Here is a 17,608-nt window from a genome sequence, read left to right as displayed (position 1 = left end):
GGCGGACCCGACCGGGTCCGCCCCCTTCGCGTGTGTGCGCTCAGCCGGTGGCGAGGGTGAAGACGTGCAGATCGGCGTCGTGCGGGAGGGTCACGCTGCGGATGGTCCTGCCGTCGGGGGCCGCGACGGGCTTCGTGGCGAAGACGTAGGTCGCCACCGGGTCCTTGTCGGCGCCCGCGACGTTGCGGTACGCCGCCTTCGCGACCACCTCGTTGCCGTAGGCCACGGTGCCGCCCCCGCCGCCGACGGTCCAGTCGGTGAAGGCGAGGTCGACGGTGCCGGTGGTGCCGTCGGTGTAGGTCACGGTGGCCTTGGTCTGCTGGTTGCCGTTGACGGCGCTGCCGAGGAAGGACAACCTGGCCGCGGGCTCGGCGAGTTCGATCGTCTGGCCGGCGGCCGAGGCGTTGTCCGGGCGGCCGGCGGGCGAGTCCGGCCAGGTGAAGGAGAGACCGTCCACCGTGCCGTGGCCGCCCGGGGTCAGACCGGCCGCGGCAAGGGCCTGGCGGGAGTAGCTCCAGCCGCCGCCGTCGTAGTCGGCCTCGTCGTGGTCGCCCTGGTCGTCCGAGACACCCGTGTTGTCGTAGGCGGCCAGCAGGGTGCCCGGAGCGGCCACGGTCAGCGAGACCGGCTGGTCGTAGGAGGTGTCGCCGGAGGTCACCGTGACCTTGACGTCGTAGAAGCCCTGGGTGGCGTCCGCCGCGGCGGCCAGGGTGATCTGCCGCGTGCCGTCGGTGACCGTGCCCTCGGCGGGCGTGGCCGTGACGCCGGCCGGGGTCCGGACCCGGAACCGCACCTCGGGACCGGTGCCGCCGCTCAGTGCCAGCGCCCGGATGGCGATGCCCGTGCTCTCGCCGGGTGCGACCGTGGCCGTGGTGGGGCCGACACCGATCTGGTACGGCTGCTCGCCCTCCCGGAAGGACGGCGGCGGGGAGGACGCGCCCCAGGTGCGGTCCGGGGTGGCGGACAGGGTGTAGTCCAGCCGGCCGCCGTCACGGACGAAGGAGGCGGGCAGCCAGGGGCGGTCGCCGGCGCGGCCGTCGACCTTCAGGGACCGTACGTACGGGGCGTCGGCGGCCGCTCCGGTGGCCCGGACGGAGATGTCGTTGCCGTGCGGGCGGTCGATCTCCACCCGCTCGAACAGCGGTGAGGCCAGCACGAGTTCGGCGCGGGAGGGCACCTGCGGATACATGCCGAGCGCGGAGAAGACGTACCAGGACGACATGGCGCCGAGGTCGTCGTTGCCGGGGATGCCGCCCGGCTCGGTCGACCAGAGCTGCCGCATCGCCGCGCGTACGGTCTCCTGCGCCTTGTACGGGGCTCCGGCGTAGTCGTACAGGTAGGGCACGTTGATGGACGGTTCGTTGTCCAGTTCGGACTTGGCGCCGCCCTTGCCGGCCAGGGCCCAGCTCCCGTCGGCGTTGTGGAAGAAGGTGTCGAGGCGGCCGAGCGCCTTGCCGGTGCCGCCCATCGCCGCGAAGAGCCCGGCCGGGTTGTGCTGGACCATCCAGGTGTACTGGGCGGCCGAGCCCTCCACGAAGCCGTTTCCGGTGTCGGGGGTGAAGCCGGTGACCCAGCTCCCGTCGGCCTTGCGGTTGGCGATGTAGCCGCCGTCCTGGGCGGCCGCGAGGTTGAAGTTGTTCTGCCACCACTGGGCCCGGCGGCCGAAGGCTGCGGCCGTGTCCTTCTCGCCCGCCGCGGTGGCCAGTTGGGCGAGGGAGAAGTCGGCGGTGGACATCTCCAGGGTCTCGGCGGCGCCGCCCCAGGCGTTGGAGACGCTCGGCATGTAGTGCAGCTTCAGGTACTTGTCGAGCGACGGACGCTGACCCACCGACAGCACCGGCTTGCCGGCCGCCGACAGGTCCTCGGCCGTGGGCACGGTCGCCGCCTTCACCAGTGAGTGCAGCGCGCCCCTGAGGTCGAAGCCGGTGCCGCCGAAGGCGCGGATGCCGGCCAGGGCGGTCGGCGCGGGGTCACCGTTCATGACGTGGGTGCCGCTCGCGCCGTGCAGCCAGCGGTCCCAGACGCCGCCGTTCTGCCGGGCGAGTTCGTACAGCGACTGGGCTATGTCGGACCCCGTGTCCGGGTCGAGCAGGGTCAGCAGCTGCACCTGGTCGCGGTAGACGTCCCAGCCGGAGAAGGTGCCGTACTGGGCGCGGTGGCCGCGGCCGGTCCGGTGCACCTTGCCGTCGCCGCCCCGGTAGCGGCCGTCGGCGTCGCTGATGACGTTGGGGTGCAGCAGTGAGTGGTAGAGGGCGGTGTAGAAGGTGGTGCGTTCGGCGTCCGTGCCGCCGCCGACCCGGACGGCCGCGAGCCGGTCGCGCCAGGCCCGGCGGGCCGCGTCCGCGACCTCGTCGAAGGACCGCTTCGCGGGGTTCTCCGCCGTGAGGTTGGCCGCCGCGGCGGCCCGGCTGACGTAGGAGACGCCGACCTTGACGTTCACCGGCCCGGTGCCGGGCGCGAACTCGACGTAGCCGCCGGCGCCCTTGCCCGCCACGGGCCGGCCGCCGTGCGAGAAGCCGCCGGTGCCGCCGGTGGCCCCAGTGGAGCCAGCCTGGAGCTTGTCGTCCTGCCAGGTGCCGGTGGCCTTGAAGGCGCGGTCGAAGCGGGCGGTGAAGTACAGGGTGTAGTAGGAGCGCTGCCCCTCCGGGTCGAGGTAGCCGCAGAAGTCGCCGGAGGTGACGGAGCCGGAGACGGTACGGGTGACCGGGTCGATGGTGACCGACGAATCCTCGGAGCCCACCTCTGAGTTGGCGGTGCGCACGAGCAGTGAGGCGGGCTTGTCCGCGGGGTAGGTGAAGCGGGCCGAGCCGGTGCGGGCGGTCGCCGTGAGGTCGGCGGTGACGCCGGAGGCGAGGCCCACCTTGTAGTGCCCGGGCCCGGCGCTCTCGTCGGAGTGCCGGAAGTCCGAGGCGTAGACGGCGTCCTTGGTGTCGCTCGCCGGGGAGGACGTGACCTCGCCCGCGTACGGGAAGAACGGGATGTCGCCGCTGCCCCCGGCGCAGCCGGTGCCGGACATGTGGGTCAGGCTGAAGCCCCGGATGCGGGTGGCGTCGTACTGGTAGCCGCCGGGCGCGGCGGTGCGGGTGGCGTCGCCTCTGGTGTTCTCCGGGCTCCAGGAGAGCATGCCGAACGGCACCACGGCGCCCGGGAAGACGTTGCCGCCGTTCTTCGTGCCGATCAGCGGGTCGACGTACGGGGTCGGGTCCTTGACGAGTTCGGGGGGTGCTGCGGTCGCCGCGAGGGCGGGGGTGGCCCCGCCGGTCGCGAGGACCGCGGCCAGCAGCAGGGACGTGGGACGGAAACGCATGACGCGGCCCTTCCTCGGGATGGACGGGTCGCGCACCACAGGTCGCACAAGCCGCAGGGACAGTAACGCGCGCCACCGGTAACACGGAAGACCGCGTACTCCCCCGCGGGCACGCGCCGGTATCACCCGACCGGGTCATCCCAAGTGGGTTGACATCGTTGTCCGTTGGCGCGGTAGAGTCATGTACGGACCATAAGACAACGTTGTCGCGCTCCACTCGGTCGAGGCCGGCCCACGGGCCGGCCGCCACAAGCCAGCACCACCCGGACAGGGACCGAACCCCCCTCACCTGCCCGGCTCGCGGACCCGGTGCGTCACTTCACCGGGTCCGCCCTGAGCGGCTCAACCGACCTGGCAGGAAAGGCCAGTGGGGTCGTCGGCGCCGGAGCCCCGGACCACGTAGCCGAACGTCGCGCTCCGCCCGGGACTCAGTGAGCCGTTCCAGCCGGCGTTGTGCACCATCACGTCCTGGCCCGTGTTCGTGGCGTCGCCGTTCCAGAGACCGGCCACCGACCGGCCGGCGGGCAGGGTGAAGCCGGCCATCCAGCCGAGCATCGGCACGGTCCCGGTGTTGGTCACCGTCACCTCGGACCGGTACCCGTCGGACCAGGTGCCGGTGGTCCGGCGGGTCGCGGTGCAGGCGCCGGGCGGGAGCTCCCCGGGACCGCCCGGATCGTGGACGCCGGTGACCTCTCCGTCGCCGCCGTCGAAGGCGACGTCGGAGCAGGACTGGAAGGTCTCGGCGCTGTCCGAGCGCTGCCACACCATGTGGACGATGTGCCGGCCCGTCTTGCCGGACGGCAGCCTGCCCGACCAGGAGCAGTGGGCGTCGACCGTGCGGGGTGTGCCGTTCGGCGGCGGGTGGTCGACGGTGAGGAAGTCGGGGTTGCCGCCGCTGCAGAGACGCCCGTCCGGTACGAAGCCCCGGGTGCGGCCGGCGCCGTCCGGGCGGAGCACGGCGAACCAGTTGTAGAAGGGGGTCGTGCCGCCGGTCTGCCGCGCCGCCTCGCAGGCCGGGTTCACGGGTCTGATCTCACCGGTGCCGGTGAGCCCGTCCCGCCGGCACAGGAAGGTACGGCTGCCCGGCTTCACGGGGGTTCCGTGGGCGACGGCCGGGATGCCCACGGCGAGCATCAGGCAGAGAGCGGGGAGCGCGGTCAGCAGGGCCAGGACGACCAGGAACAGGCCTCTGCCGCGGGCGGGGTGCGGTAATCGCGGGCGCCCCCGGAGAACAGGGCGGGGCAATTGGCATATGCATGACACGTACATCTCCGGCGGGGTCTGCGGCCGCACGGACGGACACGTACACCTCCGGCGGGGTCTGCGGCCGGACGGACGGACGGGGGGCGGAAAGGGAAGGGACGGAAAAGGCGCGGACGGAACAGGGAGGGGCGGGACGGGATGGGAGCGGACCCGGCCCGGCCGGGCGGGTTCCGGTCCACCGGAGCCGAACAGATGATGGGAGCGCTCCCATCCCTACTTCGTGAAGTTAGCGCGCACGGCACCCGCTGTAAACGCCTGCCGCCACACCTGTGACACGGCGCTGGTGAAAGGCGTGGGGTGCGAGGGACGGGAGGGGCGGGGGCGTCCACAGCTCGGGACGGACGTAGCCATCGCCAATCACCCAGTGCTAGAAATGTCGCATGTCGGACCAATTCGGCCGATTCAGGCGCTTCCACTGGCGCTCGATGGTCGGCAAGAGCCCACGCAGCGTCGCCGGACAGGTCTTCCTGCTGCAGGTGGCCCTCGTGGTCCTCCTCGTGGTCTGCGCCGTCATCGCCCTCGTGCTCCAGTCGGAGCGGGACACCACCACGGAGGCCAAGCGCCGGTCCATAGCCGTCGCGCAGACCTTCGCCCACTCACCGGGCGTCCAGCAGGCGCTGAACAGCCCCGACCCCTCGAAGGTCCTCCAGCCGCTCACCGAGGCGGGACGCAAGACCGCGGGTGTCGACTTCATCGTGGTCATGGACACCAAGGGCATCCGCTACACCCACCCGATCCCCGGCCGGATCGGCCATCGGTTCGTGGGCCGGATAGGTCCCTCGCTGGACGGCCGGGTCTACACCGAGAGCGTGCACGGCCCGCTGGGCCACGAGGTGCAGGCGACCGTGCCCATCTACGGCGCCGACGGCAAGGTGACCGCGCTGGTCTCCGCCGGCCTGAAGGTCAAGAACGTCACCAGCGAGGTCGACCGGCAGCTGCCGATCATCCTGGCCGCCGGCGCCGGCGCGCTCGTGCTGTCGACCGGCGGGACGGCGCTGGTGGGCCGACGGCTGCGGCGGCAGACCCACAGCCTGGCCCCGGACGAGATGACCCGTATGTACGAGCACCACGACACGGTGCTGCACTCGGTGCGGGAGGGCGTGCTCATAGTCGGCCACGACGGGCGGCTGCTGCTGGCCAACGACGAGGCCAGGCGGCTGCTGGAGCTGCCCCCGCAGGCCGAGGGGCGCAATGTGCACGAGCTGTCGCACCTGGAGCCCGAGACGGTGGAACTGCTCGGTTCCGGGCGCGAGGCCAGCGACGAGGTGCACTTCGCGGGCGGGCGGCTGCTGGTGGTCAACCAGCGGCCCACGGACGGCGCGGGCGCGTGCGGCGGGACCGTGGTCACGCTGCGCGACTCCACCGAGCTCCAGGCGGTGTCCGGCAGGGCCGAGGTCGCCCGGGAGCGGCTGGAGCTGCTGTACGACGCGGGCCTGGGCATCGGCACGACCCTCGACGTGGTCCGCACGGCCGACGAGCTGGCCGCGGTCGCCGTCCCCCGCTTCGCGGACTTCGTCACGGTGGACCTGGCCGACAACGTCCTGCACGGGGAGGAGCCCGCCCCCACCGCGACGGACATCCGGCGGGTCGCCGTGAACGGCATCCGCGACGACCACCCGCTCTACGAGAAGGGCCGCCTGATCGACTTCCTGCCCTCCACCCCGCAGGCGCGCGGCTACAACGCCGGCCGCTCCGAGCTGGTGCCGAACCTGGCGGGTTCCCCTGGCTGGCAGGCCCAGGACCCCTCCCGCACCCAGCGAATACTGGAGTACGGCATCCACTCGCTCATCGCCGCCCCGATCCAGGCGCGCGGCGTCGTCCTGGGCATGGCCAACTTCTACCGTTCCAAACAGGAGCCCTTCGACGAGGAGGAGCTGTCGCTGGCGGACGAGCTGGTGGCCCGCGCCGCGGTCAGCATCGACAACGCCCGCCGGTACACCCGGGAGCACGCCCTGGCGGTCACCCTCCAGCGCAGCCTGCTGCCGCGGGCGCTGCCCGAGCAGAGCGCCCTGGACGTCGCCTACCGCTACCTGCCGGCGCAGTCCGGCGTGAGCGGGGACTGGTTCGACGTTATCCCGCTGCCCGGCGGCCGGGTGGCGCTGGCCGTGGGCGACGTGGTCGGGCACGGCCTGCACGCCGCGGCGACCATGGGCCGGCTGCGTACCGCGGTGCACAACTTCTCCACCCTCGACCTGCCGCCGGACGAGCTGCTCAGCCATCTGGACGACCTGGTCGGCCGCATCGACCAGGACGAGGCCCGCGCGGAGGCGGCCGCGGAGATCGTCGGCGCCACCTGTCTGTACGCGATCTACGACCCGGTGACCCGCCGCTGCGTGATGGCGCGGGCCGGGCACCTGGCGCCCGCACTGGTCTTTCCCGACGGCCGTGTCACCTTCCCGGACGTGCCGGCCGGGCCGCCGCTGGGCCTGGGCGGCATGCCGTTCCGCACGGCCGAGCTGGAGCTGCCCGAGGGCAGCCAGCTCGTTCTCTACACCGACGGGCTCATCGAGGACCGCAGGCGCGATCTGGACGTGAGCATGGAACTGCTGCGCCTGGCCCTGTCGGGCCATCCCGACCGGTCGCCGGAGGAGGGCTGCCAGGCGGTGCTGGACGAGCTGCTGCCCGAGCGCCCCAAGGACGACGTGGCCCTGCTGATCGCTCGCACCCGGGCGCTGCCGCCGGAGAACGTCGCCGACTGGGACGTGCCGCGGGACCCGGCCGCGGTGTCGGGGATGCGGGGCGCGGTGTCCGCCAAGCTCGAGGAGTGGGGCCTGTCGGAGCTGGGCTTCGGCATGGAACTGGTCCTGAGCGAGCTGATCACCAACGCCATCCGCTACGGCTCCGACCCGGTCCATGTGCGGCTGATCCGGGACCGGGTGCTGATCTGCGAGGTGGCCGACGGCAGCAGCACCTCGCCGCACCTGCGGTACGCCGCGACGACCGACGAGGGAGGCCGGGGCCTGTTCCTGGTCTCCCAGATGACCGAGCGCTGGGGCACCCGGTACACGCCTCAGGGCAAGGTGATCTGGGCGGAGGTGGCGCTGCCGGACCTCTCGGCGCTCCTCGGGGAGTGAGCCGCGGGCCGGGGACGGCGCGAGGGCCGCACCCCCGGTGCCGGGGGTGCGGCCCTCGTCCGCGCTGTGCCGTGCCGCTTACTTGCGGATCAGGCTGCGCAGCACGTACTGCATGATGCCGCCGTTGCGGTAGTAGTCGGCCTCACCGGGGGTGTCGATGCGGACGACCGCGTCGAACTCGACACCGGTGTCGGTGGTGACCTTGACCGTACGCGGCGTGGTGCCGTCGTTCAGCTCGGTGACGCCGGTGAAGGAGAAGGTCTCCTCGCCGGTCAGGCCGAGGGACTCGGCGGACCGGCCCTCCGGGAACTGCAGCGGCAGGACGCCCATACCGATGAGGTTCGAGCGGTGGATGCGCTCGTAGGACTCGGCGATGACGGCCTTGACGCCGAGCAGCGCGGTGCCCTTGGCGGCCCAGTCGCGGGACGAGCCGGAGCCGTACTCCTTGCCGGCCAGGACGACCAGCGGGATGCCCTGCTCGATGTAGTTGCGGGAGGCGTCGTAGATGAACGACACCGGCGCGTCGGCCTGCGTGAAGTCGCGGGTGTAGCCGCCCTCGGTGCCCGGCGCGATCTGGTTGCGCAGGCGGATGTTGGCGAACGTGCCGCGGATCATGACCTCGTGGTTGCCTCGGCGGGAGCCGTAGGAGTTGAAGTCACGACGCTCCACACCGTGCTCGGTGAGGTACTGGCCGGCCGGGGTGTCGGCCTTGATGGCGCCGGCCGGGGAGATGTGGTCGGTGGTGACCGAGTCGCCCAGCTTGGCGAGCACGCGGGCGCCGGCGATGTCCTCGACCGGGGCCGGCTCCATGCCCATGCCCTCGAAGTACGGGGGCTTGCGGACGTAGGTGGACTGCGGGTCCCACTCGAAGGTGTTGCCGGTCGGGACCGGGAGGGACTGCCACTGGGCGTCGCCGGCGAAGACGTCGCTGTAGGACTTGGCGAACATGTCCTCGCCGATGGCGTTGGCGACGACGTCGTTGACCTCGGCCTCGGAGGGCCAGATGTCCTTCAGGAAGACCGGGTTGCCGTCGGTGTCGGTGCCGAGCGCCTCACGGGTGACGTCCACCTTCATGGAACCGGCGAGGGCGTAGGCCACGACCAGCGGCGGGGACGCCAGGTAGTTCATCTTGACGTCGGGGTTGATGCGGCCCTCGAAGTTCCGGTTGCCGGAGAGGACCGAGGTGACGGCGAGGTCGTGGTCGTTGACGGCCTTGGAGACCTCCTCCGGCAGCGGGCCGGAGTTGCCGATGCAGGTGGTGCAGCCGTAGCCGACCAGGTTGAAGCCGACCTTGTCGAGGTACGGGGTCAGGCCCGCCTTGTCGAAGTAGTCGGTGACGACCTTGGAGCCCGGGGCGAGGGTGGTCTTGACCCACGGCTTGCGGGTCAGGCCCTTCTCGACCGCCTTCTTGGCCACCAGGGCGGCGGCGACCATGACGTACGGGTTGGAGGTGTTGGTGCAGGAGGTGATGGCCGCGACCGTCACCGCACCGTGGTCCAGCTCGTACGAGGTGCCGTCGGGGGCGGTCACGGTGACCGGGTTCGACGGGGCGCCGTTGGGGTGGACGGCCGGGGCGTCGGAGGCCGGGAAGGACTCCTGGCCCGCCTCGTCCACGCTGTCGACGTAGTTGCGCACGTCCTGCTTGAACTGCTCGGCGGCGTTCGCCAGGACGATGCGGTCCTGCGGGCGCTTCGGGCCGGCGATGGACGGCACGACGGTGGACAGGTCCAGCTCGAGCTTCTCGGAGAAGTCCGGCTCGGCCTTCGGGTCCAGCCAGAGGCCCTGCTCCTTGGCGTACGCCTCGACGAGCGCGACCTGCTGGGCGTCACGGCCGGTCAGGCGCAGGTAGTTCAGGGTCTCGTCGTCGATCGGGAAGATCGCGGCGGTGGAGCCGAACTCCGGCGACATGTTGCCGATGGTGGCGCGGTTGGCGAGGCTGGTGGCGGCCACGCCTTCGCCGTAGAACTCGACGAACTTGCCGACCACACCGTGCTTGCGCAGCATCTCGGTGATGGTGAGCACGAGGTCGGTGGCGGTGGTGCCGGCCTGCAGCTCGCCGGTGAGCTTGAAGCCGACGACGCGCGGGATGAGCATGGAGACCGGCTGGCCGAGCATGGCCGCCTCGGCCTCGATGCCACCGACGCCCCAGCCGAGGACGCCGAGGCCGTTGACCATGGTGGTGTGCGAGTCGGTGCCGACGAGGGTGTCGGGGTACGCCTGGCCGCCCCGCACCATGACCGTGCGCGCCAGGTGCTCGATGTTCACCTGGTGGACGATGCCGGTGCCCGGCGGGACGACCTTGAACTCGTCGAAGGCGGTCTGGCCCCAGCGCAGGAACTGGTAGCGCTCCTTGTTGCGGCCGTACTCCAGCTCGACGTTCTGCTTGAAGGCGTCGTTCGTGCCGAACTTGTCGGCGATGACGGAGTGGTCGATGACCAGCTCGGCCGGCGCCAGCGGGTTGATCTTCGCCGGGTCGCCGCCCAGCTCCTTCACGGCCTCACGCATGGTCGCGAGGTCCACGACGCAGGGGACGCCGGTGAAGTCCTGCATGATCACGCGAGCCGGCGTGAACTGGATCTCCTGCGACGGCTGGGCCTGGGAGTCCCAGCCACCGAGGGCGCGGATGTGGTCGGCGGTGATGTTCGCGCCGTCCTCCGTGCGGAGCAGGTTCTCCAGCAGGACCTTGAGGCTGTACGGCAGGCGAGCGGAGCCCTCCACCTTGTCCAGCCGGAAGATCTCGTACGACTCGTCGCCCACCTGCAGCGTGCTGCGGGCGTCGAAGCTGTTCGCCGACACGACAGTCTCCTTCATTGATGTGCGCGTACCACCGTCAATCGTGCCGCCACGTCGGCTTGGCCGATTCAGTAAGGTCAGGCTAAGTTAGGCAAGCCTTACTGAAGTGGCGGCTACGGTGCGCCTCGGCAGATATCTCGATGTCGAGATAACTCTAGTACATGGGGGCCGACTGGTCATGTCCGGCCGGGCCCGGCCCCTGCCGTTTTTCGGTGGCGTCCGCCACAGCGGAGCCCGCCGCGCCGGGCGGACCGGCGCACACCGGACACGGTCGCGCGACCGCCCCCGATCACCTGCCATCCCTCCGCACTTACGGGGTATCCGAGTTGAGCGCCACCCAGCCCGGAAAACCACCGAAGGAGGCACTCATGCCGCTCACTTTCCGCAAGAGCTTCCGGATCCTGCCCGGGGTACGGCTGAACATCAACCGGCACTCCTGGTCCATCACCACCGGCGGCGGCAAACACGGCCCGCGGCACACCCACAGCAGCACCGGACGGCGTACGACATCGATGGATTTGCCCGGACCTTTCGGATGGCGCCGCACGACCAAGGGGCACTGACGGGGCATCACCCGAACGGACCCCCCCAAGAGGCGCCATCTCATATCTGAGATAACCTCAGCCTCATGGCAGACGACTACCTCGTACGCATCGGTAAGCTCATCCGTGACGCCCGGCAACACCGTGGCTGGACACAGGCACAGCTCGCGGAGGCGCTCGGTACCAGCCAGAGCGCCGTCAATCGCATCGAGCGCGGGAACCAGAACATCAGCCTTGAGATGATCGCCCGAATCGGTGAAGCCCTGGACAGCGAGATCGTGTCGCTGGGCTACGCGGGTCCGATGCATCTGCGGGTGGTCGGCGGCCGCCGGCTGTCCGGTGCCATCGACGTCAAGACCAGCAAGAACGCGTGCGTGGCGCTGCTGTGCGCCTCTCTGCTCAACAGGGGGCGCACAGTGCTGCGCCGGGTGGCACGGATCGAGGAGGTGTACCGCCTGCTGGAGGTGCTCAACTCCATCGGCGTGCGCACCCGCTGGATCAACGACGGCGTCGACCTGGAGCTCGTCCCGCCGGCCGAGCTGGAGATGGCGGCGATCGACGCCGAGGCGGCCGTCCGCACCCGCTCCATCATCATGTTCCTGGGCCCGCTGCTGCACCGGATGGACAGCTTCAAGCTGCCGTACGCCGGCGGCTGCGACCTGGGCACGCGGACCATCGAGCCGCACATGATCGCGCTGCGCCGGTTCGGCCTGGACGTCGCGGCCACCGAGGGCCAGTACCACGCCCAGGTGGACCGCGCGGTCAGCCCCGACCGCCCGATCGTGCTGACCGAGCGCGGCGACACCGTGACCGAGAACGCGCTGCTCGCCGCCGCCCGGCACGACGGCGTGACGGTCATCCGCAACGCCTCCTCCAACTACATGGTCCAGGACCTGTGCTTCTTCCTGGAGGCCCTGGGCGTCCGGGTCGAGGGCATCGGCACCACCACGCTGACCGTGCACGGCGTGCCGAACATCGACGCCGACGTCGACTACTCCCCCTCCGAGGACCCGGTCGAGGCGATGAGCCTGCTGGCCGCCGCGGTCGTGACGGAGTCGGAGCTGACGGTGCGCCGGGTGCCGATCGAGTTCCTGGAGATCGAGCTGGCGGTCCTGGAGGAGATGGGCCTCGACCACGACCGCTCCCCCGAGTACTTCGCGGACAACGGCCGCACCCGCCTGGTCGACCTCACCGTCCGGCCCTCCAAGCTCGAAGCGCCGATCGACAAGATCCACCCCATGCCCTTCCCGGGCCTGAACATCGACAACGTCCCCTTCTTCGCGGCCATCGCGGCGGTGGCGTCCGGCCAGACCCTGATCCACGACTGGGTCTACGACAACCGCGCGATCTACCTGACCGACCTCAACCGCCTGGGCGGCCGCCTGCAGTTGCTCGACCCGCACCGCGTCCTGGTCGAGGGCCCGACCCGCTGGCGCGCCGCCGAGATGATGTGCCCGCCGGCCCTGCGCCCCGCGGTCGTCGTCCTGCTCGCGATGATGGCGGCCGAGGGCACCTCGGTCCTGCGCAACGTGTACGTCATCAACCGGGGTTACGAGGATCTGGCGGAGCGGCTGAACTCGATCGGGGCGCAGATCGAGATCTTCCGGGACATCTGACCGGACGACGCCGCCTCTTCCGGCCCGCGTCGCCGCGGGCCGGAAGAGGTGGCGCGCCCGCGCTCCGGGGCCTCGGCGTCAGGGGTGGGCGCGTCCCGGTGCGAGCCGTACGGGCGGCCCGAAGCGGACCGGCACCCCCGGGGCGTACAGCACGCTGACCGGGTCGCCCGCCGGCGGCGTGAGGCCGGTGGCCGCGACCACCGACGCGTCCCAGCCGAGCAGGGCACACCGCCGGAACGTCCACGCCGGATGGGTGTTGGGCAGGTAGTACGTGCGCTTCAGCACGCTCTCGTGCAGACCCCAGCGGTAGGTGAGGAACTCGTCGAGCGGCGTCGGCGGCGCGGACTCGCGGGCGACGTCGATCCAGACGTGGGCGTCGGTACGGGTGCCGCCGCGTCCGCGCGTGCGGTACAGCAGCCGGTCCCCGTACCAGCGGTGCGACGTGCGCGACCAGCGGTACGGCAGTCCGAAGCCCGCCCGGGCCGCGAGGACGGGCAGCAGCCGGTCGCAGTCCAGCGACAGGAACACCACCCCTCGCCGCCCGAGCCCGTCCCGGCTGTAGAGGCGCACGTTGACCTCGGTGAACGTGCCGAGACGGGGCAGCGGGGGCGTGTGCCCGACGGCGAGGTCCCGCATGCGGAAGAAGACGAGTCCGACGTAGGCGCGGCCGTGGAAGAGGTCGGGGGTCGTGCCGGCCGGCAGCAGCCGGGCGACCTCGAACGGATCGGCCTCCCAGTGGAGGAAGACGAGGTCGCGCCACGCCTGCCGGAACAGCACCCGGCGGACCGGTCGGGGCGCGACGGCGGTCAGCGGCTCCGGGTGCCCGCCGTGCGGCACCGGCCACCGGCCGCCGGAGCGCTCTTCTCCGATGTTCACGCCACCTCCTGGCGGCCGTACCGCTGGTCCTGGACCACTTCCAGGAACTTTTCCCGCCAAGGCCGGCAATAGGTTGCAGATACGGCGCACCGAATTTTTTCCGGCCACCATGATCGGGCGGCCGCGCACGGAGCGGTCAGCTTGTTGATCGGGGGCGACAGGTTCGAGCGGTGTGGTGTCACTAAGCGACATGTCGTCGCGCCGCCGTGCGGACTGCACTGGAATGGCCCGTCTCATGTCGAGCGTGGGGAGCGTCGATGGCGATGAGTGACCTGGCCGCGGCACGGCCGCCGGACTCCACCGGCGCGGTGCCGCACCAGAGGTGCCGGTGCGGGGCGCCGGACGGGGCGACCGGTCCGGGGGCCGCCGAGGAGAAGTTCCGGGGGCTGCTGGAGGCGGCACCGGACGCGATGGTCATCGTCGACGACAAGGGCCTGATCCGCCTCGTCAACGCCCAGACCGAAGCCCTCTTCGGCTACGGCCGCGAAGAACTCCTCGGCCACCCCGTCGAACTCCTCGTCCCCGGCCGCTTCCACGGACACCACACCGAACACCGCGACGCCTACACCCACAACCAGCAGGTCCGCCCCATGGGCGCCGGCCTCGACCTCTACGGACTGCGCAAGGACGGCACCGAGTTCCCCGTCGAGATCAGCCTCAGCCCCCTCGAGACCGCCGACGGCCTCCTCGTCTCCGCCGCCGTACGCGACGTCAGCGAACGCAAGGCCGCCGAGGAACGGTTCCGGGGGCTGCTGGAGGCGGCACCGGACGCCATGGTGATCGTCGACGACAAGGGCCTGATCCGCCTCGTCAACGCCCAGACCGAGGCCCTCTTCGGCTACGGGCGCGAAGAACTCCTCGGCCACCCCGTCGAACTCCTCGTCCCCGGCCGCTTCCACGGACACCACACCGAACACCGCGACGCCTACACCCACAACCAGCAGGTCCGCCCCATGGGCGCCGGCCTCGACCTCTACGGACTGCGCAAGGACGGCACCGAGTTCCCCGTCGAGATCAGTCTCAGCCCCCTCGAGACCGCCGACGGCCTCCTCGTCTCCGCCGCCGTACGCGACGTCAGCGAACGCAAGGCCGCCGAGGAACGGATCACCGAACTCGCCGCGCTGGTCGAGTCCTCGCAGGACGCCATCCTCGCCAAGACGCTCGACGGTCACATCACGTACTGGAACGCCGCGGCCCAGCGGCTGTACGGGTTCACGGCGGACGAGGTGCTGGGGCGGCACGTGTCCGTGCTGGCGCCGGCCGAACGCGGGGACGAGATCACGGCGCTCCTGAAGCGGCTGCGCCGGGGCGAGAAGGTCGAGCACTTCGAGACGCTGCGGGTCACCCGCTCCGGGGTCCTGCTGGACGTGGACGTCACCCTGTGGCCGACCCGGGGCCGCAACGGCAGGGTCGTCGGAGCGTGCGCGATCGTCCGGGACATCAGCGACCGCAAGCGTGCCGAGGCCGAGCTGACGGAGCTGTACGAGCAGCAGCGGCACATCGCGCTCACGCTGCAGCGCAGCCTCATGGGCACCCCGCCCGCCATCCCGGGCCTCGCCACCGCCAGCCGCTACCTGCCGGCGACCCAGGGCGCGGGCGTGGGCGGCGACTGGTTCGACCTGATCCCGCTGGGGGCCGGCCGGGTCGGAGTGCTGATCGGCGACGTCATGGGCCGCGGTCTCGAAGCCGCCGCCGTCATGGGCCAACTCCGCTCGGCCGCACACGCCCTGGCCAAGACCGGCGTGCAGCCGCGGCAGCTCATGCAGACGCTGGAGAGCGTCGTCGCCGACCTCGACGTCCCGGACCAGCTCGTCACCTGCTGCTACCTGGTGATCGCCGCCGACACGGGAGAGGTGACGATGTGCTCCGCCGGTCACCTGCCGGTCCTCGTCACCGCGCCCGGCCGGAGCGCGCAGGTGCTCCCGGCCCCCGTGAACGCCCCCCTGGGGGTGGGCGGTGTGATCTACGAGCAGCGCCGCACCACGGTCGCGCCCGGCGCCACCCTCGTCCTGTACACCGACGGGCTGATCGAGACGCCGGGGACGGACATCGAGGATCAGCTCACCGAGCTGATCGCCGCGCTGGACAGGCTGCCCGACACGCCGCCCGACCTGGAGGCCGCCGCCGACCACGTCCTGTCCACGCTGCTCCCCGACGCGGACGGGCACGACGACGTCACGCTGCTGCTGACCCAGCTTCCCGCGGCCCCGCTGGCCACGCTCGCGACGGACCTGCCCGCCACCGCCGAGTCCGTGCGGACCGGCCGCGACTTCCTGGGCAAGGCGCTGGTCGCCTGGGACTGCGCGCACGCGGCGGACGACGCCCTCCTGCTGCTCTCCGAGATCCTCACCAACGCCGTCCGGCACGCCGAGGGCCCGATCGGGGTGCGCGTGTGCCGCACCGACACCGCCCTGACCGTGGAGATCAGCGACCGCAGCCTGCACCTGCCCCAGCCCCGGCTCGCGGCGGAGACCGACGAGTCCGGCCGCGGCCTGCTGCTCGTCCGCGCACTGGCCGACGACTGGGGCGTACGCCCGACCGACGAGGGCAAGACGACCTGGTTCAGCCTGGAGCTCTGAGGCCCGGCCGGGGCGGCGGCGGCGCGCCGGGATGACGGGGGCGGCCGCCGCTGTTGTGTCCGTCGGTGGTCGACGGCGTCCCGAACCGGGACGTACAGTACCCCTAGGGGTATTTCTCGAGGAGTGATCGTGGAACTGGATCTCGCGGGTGCGGAACTCAAGTCCGTCCTGAACCGTCTGCGCCGCGCGCAGGGCCAGATCGCGGGCGTGATCCGGATGATCGAGGAGGGCCGGGACTGCGAGGAGGTCGTCACCCAGCTCGCCGCCGCGTCCCGCGCGCTCGACCGGGCGGGTTTCGCGATCATCGCCACCGGTCTGCAGAAGTGCATCACCGACATGGAGGCCGGCCGCAAGGACGGCGAGGACCCGGAGCAGATGCGGACCCGGCTGGAGAAGCTCTTCCTGTCGCTGGCCTGAGCGACCCCGGGCGGGGCCTTCCGTCCGGCCCCGGGCAGCCCGCCGGCGACCGCGCCGGCCGCGCTGTCGGCCACGCCCGCCCCGGCTCCCCAGGCCCCGCCCGGCCCGCTCGACGGGAGGCAGCCGGGGCTGCCCCTACGCGCCGGTAACCCATTTTCGGCCATTACTGATCTTCACGAATGAGTCACATCTCCTTCCGCTTCCGCACTGGTTGAGCGGTCTCAGCGTCCAAATCGCTGGTCAGCGGGCCCCATTGGTACAGACTCCGCTTCGCGGAGCGACTTTGCGCCACGATCGGAATCGGCCCTTCTGCCGGTGTTTCCCGTGTGTCTACAGTGACGGGCGCCCATCGCAGGCATCGGACCCGACCAGTCCGGCCGGGCGCCGACCATCCACGGGGACCTTCGAATCCGCGACTCGCCAGACGAGCGCGCCCACCCCTGCCCGCCCGCGGTGACGGGCGATTCGGGAGTGGGCGGGCACGGCCGGGTTCGCGCACGCGCGTGCCGGTCCAGCGCGGCGGAAGCGGCGGCACCCCGCACGAGGTCGTACTCCGGACCCATCAGTGAGGACCACTCATGCGCAGAACGCTGACCGCCGTCGGACTCGTCTCAACCGCCGTCGCCCTCGGCGCGCTTCTGGCCGGCCCGGCCGCCGCCGCGACGACCTCGACCACCACCACGTTCGACATCACCTTCCCCGGCAGCAAGCCGCAGTCGGAGTACTACGTCGACAACAGCCTGGCGCTGAAGAACGGCGGTCTCGCCACGCGGTCGATGACGTACTGGCAGATCCTCGACGACCAGGTCATCGACAACTCCAAGCGGTTCACCAGCTTCAAGATCACGAGCCGGGTGGAGGAGCGTCTCACCAAGACCAGCGAGGACCACGTCGTCACCAGCAAGACCTGTGACCTGACCCAGCTCGTGAACGACAACTACAGCTGGTTCCAGGACGAGCCCGCCAACAACTGCGTCGCTCCGTCCCCCGTCTACGACGGCGAGGTGTTCTGGTCGACCGACGCCACGATCGTCTACGACATCGAGGGCGACGGACACGGCGCGTTCACCAAGGAGCTGACGGGCTCTCCGCTCGTCCACGGCTGACGCACGCACCGCGCACCGGGCCGAGGGCGCTCCAC

General features: G+C 71.3%; 10 protein-coding genes. 6 read left to right on the top strand and 4 right to left on the bottom strand.

Going from position 1 to position 17,608, the window contains the following annotated elements; all coding sequences use genetic code 11:
• Positions 1 to 40: 40 nt before the first annotated feature.
• Complete coding sequence (locus tag ACWCPN_RS16990; protein ID WP_451206535.1) at positions 41 to 3,307, bottom strand: GH92 family glycosyl hydrolase; 3,267 nt, start codon at positions 3,305 to 3,307, stop codon at positions 41 to 43.
• Between the two features lie 342 nt (positions 3,308 to 3,649).
• Positions 3,650 to 4,576 (bottom strand): lytic polysaccharide monooxygenase, encoded by a 927-nt coding sequence (locus ACWCPN_RS16985; protein WP_451206664.1) that lies wholly within the window; start codon positions 4,574 to 4,576, stop codon positions 3,650 to 3,652.
• A 419-nt stretch (positions 4,577 to 4,995) separates the two neighbouring features.
• Between ACWCPN_RS16985 and ACWCPN_RS16980 the strand changes: the two genes are divergently transcribed.
• Positions 4,996 to 7,644: a SpoIIE family protein phosphatase gene (locus tag ACWCPN_RS16980; protein WP_451206661.1), complete on the top strand. Its 2,649-nt coding sequence runs from the start codon at positions 4,996 to 4,998 to the stop codon at positions 7,642 to 7,644.
• A gap of 78 nt (positions 7,645 to 7,722) precedes the next feature.
• Here ACWCPN_RS16980 and acnA read toward each other — a convergent pair whose 3' ends face one another.
• Positions 7,723 to 10,440 (bottom strand): aconitate hydratase AcnA, encoded by a 2,718-nt coding sequence (acnA, locus tag ACWCPN_RS16975; protein ID WP_451206533.1) that lies wholly within the window; start codon positions 10,438 to 10,440, stop codon positions 7,723 to 7,725.
• A gap of 365 nt (positions 10,441 to 10,805) precedes the next feature.
• Here acnA and ACWCPN_RS16970 point away from each other — a divergent pair, with 365 nt between their 5' ends.
• Together ACWCPN_RS16970 and ACWCPN_RS16965 are read left to right on the top strand one after the other, a co-directional pair.
• Positions 10,806 to 11,000: a DUF4236 domain-containing protein gene (locus tag ACWCPN_RS16970; RefSeq protein WP_199212458.1), complete on the top strand. Its 195-nt coding sequence runs from the start codon at positions 10,806 to 10,808 to the stop codon at positions 10,998 to 11,000.
• Between the two features lie 65 nt (positions 11,001 to 11,065).
• The gene (locus ACWCPN_RS16965; RefSeq protein WP_199212457.1) at positions 11,066 to 12,595 is read left to right on the top strand and encodes a helix-turn-helix domain-containing protein; all 1,530 of its coding nucleotides are present in this window, start codon (positions 11,066 to 11,068) and stop codon (positions 12,593 to 12,595) included.
• 78 nt (positions 12,596 to 12,673) lie between these two features.
• Here ACWCPN_RS16965 and ACWCPN_RS16960 read toward each other — a convergent pair whose 3' ends face one another.
• Positions 12,674 to 13,471: a YqjF family protein gene (locus tag ACWCPN_RS16960; RefSeq protein WP_451206529.1), complete on the bottom strand. Its 798-nt coding sequence runs from the start codon at positions 13,469 to 13,471 to the stop codon at positions 12,674 to 12,676.
• 263 nt (positions 13,472 to 13,734) lie between these two features.
• Between ACWCPN_RS16960 and ACWCPN_RS16955 the strand changes: the two genes are divergently transcribed.
• From ACWCPN_RS16955 to ACWCPN_RS16945, 3 genes are all read left to right on the top strand, one after another.
• Positions 13,735 to 16,050: a SpoIIE family protein phosphatase gene (locus ACWCPN_RS16955; protein WP_451206658.1), complete on the top strand. Its 2,316-nt coding sequence runs from the start codon at positions 13,735 to 13,737 to the stop codon at positions 16,048 to 16,050.
• 129 nt (positions 16,051 to 16,179) lie between these two features.
• Positions 16,180 to 16,467, top strand: coding sequence for a metal-sensitive transcriptional regulator (locus tag ACWCPN_RS16950; protein ID WP_451206526.1), 288 nt, complete (start codon positions 16,180 to 16,182; stop codon positions 16,465 to 16,467).
• 578 nt (positions 16,468 to 17,045) lie between these two features.
• Positions 17,046 to 17,573: a hypothetical protein gene (locus ACWCPN_RS16945; RefSeq protein WP_365127729.1), complete on the top strand. Its 528-nt coding sequence runs from the start codon at positions 17,046 to 17,048 to the stop codon at positions 17,571 to 17,573.
• Positions 17,574 to 17,608: the final 35 nt, after the last annotated feature.

This window comes from Streptomyces sp. NPDC002386, assembly GCF_053593175.1.
The sequence above is the reverse complement of the archived record's forward strand: the minus strand, read 5'-3'. Positions and strand labels throughout refer to the sequence as shown.

Excerpts from the sequence above, each read along its gene's own strand:
- ACWCPN_RS16990 (WP_451206535.1), bottom strand. The coding sequence starts at position 3,307 with ATGCGTTTCCGTCCCACGTCCCTGCTGCTGGCCGCGGTCCTCGCGACC.
- ACWCPN_RS16985 (WP_451206664.1), bottom strand. The coding sequence starts at position 4,576 with ATGTACGTGTCATGCATATGCCAATTGCCCCGCCCTGTTCTCCGGGGG.
- ACWCPN_RS16980 (WP_451206661.1), top strand. The coding sequence starts at position 4,996 with ATGGTCGGCAAGAGCCCACGCAGCGTCGCCGGACAGGTCTTCCTGCTG.
- ACWCPN_RS16970 (WP_199212458.1), top strand. The coding sequence starts at position 10,806 with ATGCCGCTCACTTTCCGCAAGAGCTTCCGGATCCTGCCCGGGGTACGG.
- ACWCPN_RS16965 (WP_199212457.1), top strand. The coding sequence starts at position 11,066 with ATGGCAGACGACTACCTCGTACGCATCGGTAAGCTCATCCGTGACGCC.
- ACWCPN_RS16955 (WP_451206658.1), top strand. The coding sequence starts at position 13,735 with ATGAGTGACCTGGCCGCGGCACGGCCGCCGGACTCCACCGGCGCGGTG.
- ACWCPN_RS16945 (WP_365127729.1), top strand. The coding sequence starts at position 17,046 with ATGCGCAGAACGCTGACCGCCGTCGGACTCGTCTCAACCGCCGTCGCC.